The sequence below is a fragment of the Fundidesulfovibrio sp. genome, from assembly GCF_058402725.1.
Genome location: NZ_JBZVFJ010000252.1, coordinates 1 through 3,088 on the forward strand (window position 1 = coordinate 1; position 3,088 = coordinate 3,088).

General features: G+C 72.2%; 3 protein-coding genes. 1 reads left to right on the forward strand and 2 read right to left on the reverse strand.

Annotation, left to right across the window (positions count from 1 at the left end; translation table 11 throughout):
• Positions 1-1,405, forward strand: a 1,405-nt coding sequence (locus tag ACV4UX_RS18250; protein WP_491594705.1) for a thioredoxin domain-containing protein, incomplete at its 5' end; no start/stop codon positions are given.
• Between the two features lie 114 nt (positions 1,406-1,519).
• Here ACV4UX_RS18250 and ACV4UX_RS18255 read toward each other — a convergent pair.
• Positions 1,520-2,425, reverse strand: coding sequence for a hypothetical protein (locus tag ACV4UX_RS18255; protein ID WP_491594706.1), 906 nt, complete (start codon positions 2,423-2,425; stop codon positions 1,520-1,522).
• A 26-nt stretch (positions 2,426-2,451) separates the two neighbouring features.
• The coding region (gene lgt / locus ACV4UX_RS18260; protein ID WP_491594707.1) for a prolipoprotein diacylglyceryl transferase at positions 2,452-3,088 on the reverse strand (637 nt) is incomplete at its 5' end.

The following is a 3,088-nucleotide window of genomic DNA, read 5'->3' on the forward strand; positions in this document are numbered from 1 at the left end:
GGAGACACTGCGCGCCATGCGCCTGGGCGGGCTCTTCGACCACGTGGGCCTGGGCTTCCACCGCTACGCCACCGACAGGCAATGGCTCCTGCCCCACTTCGAGAAGATGCTCTACGACCAGGCCATGCTCCTCATGGCCTGCACCGAGGCCTGGCAGGCCTGCGGGGACGCGCTCCTCGGGCGCGCCGCCCGCGAGGTCGCCGCCTATGTGGCCCGCGAACTCACCGGGGGGCACGGGGGCTTCCTCTGTGCGGAGGACGCCGACAGCGAGGGCGAGGAGGGCCGCTACTACGTCTGGACTGCGGAGGAACTCCGCGACGCTCTGGGCGAGGAGGACGCCGCCTTCTGGGCGCGGCGCTTCGGGTTCGAGCCCGGAGGCAACTACCGGGAAGAGGCCACGGGCGAGACCACGGGCCGCAACATCCCGCACCTGGCGAGCGAGCCCGGGGCGGAGGAACTGGCGCGGCTCGAAGCCCTGCGTCTTCGTCTGCTGGAGGCCAGGGACCGGCGCGTGCGCCCCCACAAGGACGACAAGGTCCTTACCGACTGGAACGGGCTGATGATCGCCGCCCTGGCCCAGGCGTCGCGCGCCCTGGACGCCCCGGAGATGGCCCTGGCGGCGGCCAGGGCGGCGGACTTCGTGCTCATGAACCTGCGCGCCCCGGACGGCGCGCTCCTGCACCGCTGGCGGGAGGGCCAGGCAGCCGTGCCCGGCACCCTGGACGACCACGCCTTCCTGGCCTGGGGCCTCACGGAGCTCTACCTCACGGACTTCGAACCCGGCCGCCTCCGGGCCGCCCTGGAACTGGCCGAGGCCATGATCGAACGCTTCCAGGACCCCACGGACGGCGGCTACCACCTGAGCGCCGCCGACGCTGGCACGCCGCTCACGCGGCAGAAGCAGTACTACGACGCGGCCATCCCTTCGGGCAACTCGGCGGCCCTGCTGGTGCTGGAGCGTCTCGGGCGGCTCTGCGCGCGGCCGGACCTGACGGAGCGGGCCGAAGCCCTGGCCCGCTCGGCGGGCCGGACCCTGGAGGAGTATCCCGCCGGGTTCACCATGCTCCTCTGCGGCCTGGACCTGCTGCAACACCCCGGCGCGGACGTGGTTGTGGCGGCGCAGAACCGGAGGGACGCGCGCCCCTTGCTGGAGGCCCTGCGCGGCGCGTGGCTGCCAGGCGTCCTCGTCGCCCTGGCCTGCCCAGAGGCGGACCCCGGAGACCTCATGGCCGGGCTGGCCCCGCACACGGCGGCGATGAACGCCCCGGAAGGGCGCGCCCAGGCCTTCGTCTGTCGCCGGGGACGCTGCGAGCCGCCGGTGGAGGACCCGGCCGAACTCCTGGCCATGCTGCGTGAAGACGGCGGCCCGGCCCCGGTTCCGGCGGGGGACGCCGCCTCCCGGTGACGCCCCCGGCTTGGCGGCGAAGGGATGCGCGGGAAGCGTTCCGCGCATCCCGGGCGAAGCATGGTCCGAACGGAGCGCGGTTCCGGGCAGGCTCAGCCCGGAGGCGGGCGCGGCTCAGAGGCGGGCTCGCCCCTCGCTCCGGGCGAGCTGGCCGTGGATGCGCTGGAGCCCTTCGTCCACATGGAGGACCAGGCTCCGGGCCAGCACGGCCAGGTCGGCCACCTCGGCAGGCCCCACGGCGCCCAGTCCGCCGTCCTTTCCCGCGCCGCCCCGGTGCAGGATGTCGTGACGGCGACGCACGGCGCGCAGAAGCTCCGCCTGCTCCGGGGGAAAACACAGGCCCAGCACGTTCCTGTAGAGCAGGCGCACGCGCTCCGCGTTGTGCCAGCCCATGTCGTAGAGGGCTGTCCTGGCCCGCTCCCGGAGGGACTCGACCCCCGAGAACACGTCGGCAAGACGCATGGTCTCGGCCTGGAACGGCGGATGGTTCTCCACGAAGCGACGCAACAGCTCCGAGTGACGCATGACCATGACCAGGAAGGCGTCGGCCAGATAGGTCTCCAGGGAGGCCATGAGCTGCACATAGAGGGCGCGGCACAGCGCCGGGCTGACGGCCGCGGCCTCCTGCCGGGCGAGCTCTGCCGCGGCGTCGATGGCGTCCAGGCATACCGGGAGGCAGTCCGCGATGGAACAGACGTCCCGGGCCAGGTAGGCGTCGAGCCCGTCGGCGTCCCAGCGCGGCGCCCACTCGGGGCATTCGGCGTCCAGGAGCGCGGACAGGTCCTGAATGGCCTCGTCGGGGACAATCCCCCCGAAACGTCCGGCCAGCACGTCGCAGGCCCTGTAGGGGCCGCCCCAGATCCACTGGTGGCGGCCCTGGTCCTGATCGTAGGGGGTGCGTGCCGAGGGGTACTCGAAGTGTCCCCGAAACCAGCTCTCCATGATCTCGAGCTGGGTCTCGGAGTCCTCCAGGCGCAGGTCCGTTCCCGGACCAGGGCAGGATGCGAAGGCGTTGCTCACGATCGCCTCCTTGACGGAGAAGGGCTTCAGGGCGTGCGGGCGGCCTCCCCGGGCAAGGCGCGCAGCAGCAGCCAGGCCCCGGCGGCCAGCATGGGCAGGCACAGAATCTGGCCCATGGTCAGCCAGCCGAAGGCCAGGTAGCCCAGCTGGGGATCGGGTTCGCGCACGAATTCCACCACGAACCGGAAGGCCCCGTAGAGGGCCAGGAAGAGACCCGTGACGCGTCCGCGCGCCCTGGGCCGCGACGAGTAGACCCAAAGGATGACGAAGAGCGCCAGGCCTTCCAGACCGGCTTCATAGAGCTGGGAGGGGTGGCGCGGCAGGCTGCCCGCCCTGGGTTCGTGGAACACCACGCCCCAGGGCAGCGCCGTGGGCGCGCCCCAGAGCTCGCCGTTGACGAAGTTGCCGATGCGCCCGAACAACAGGCCCGGCGGGGCCAGGGGGCAGAGGAAGTCCGCGATGTCCAGGAAGCCTTTGCCGTGCTTGCGGCCCCAGAACCACGTGACCGCGCACAGCCCCAGCAGGCCGCCGTGGAAGCTCATGCCGCCGTGCCACACCTGGAGCACGGCCAGGGGATCGGCCAGGTAGGTGGGCAGGTCGTAGAAGAGCGCGTAGCCCAGGCGTGCGCCGAGAACGAGGCCCAGCACGCACCAGGTGATGTAG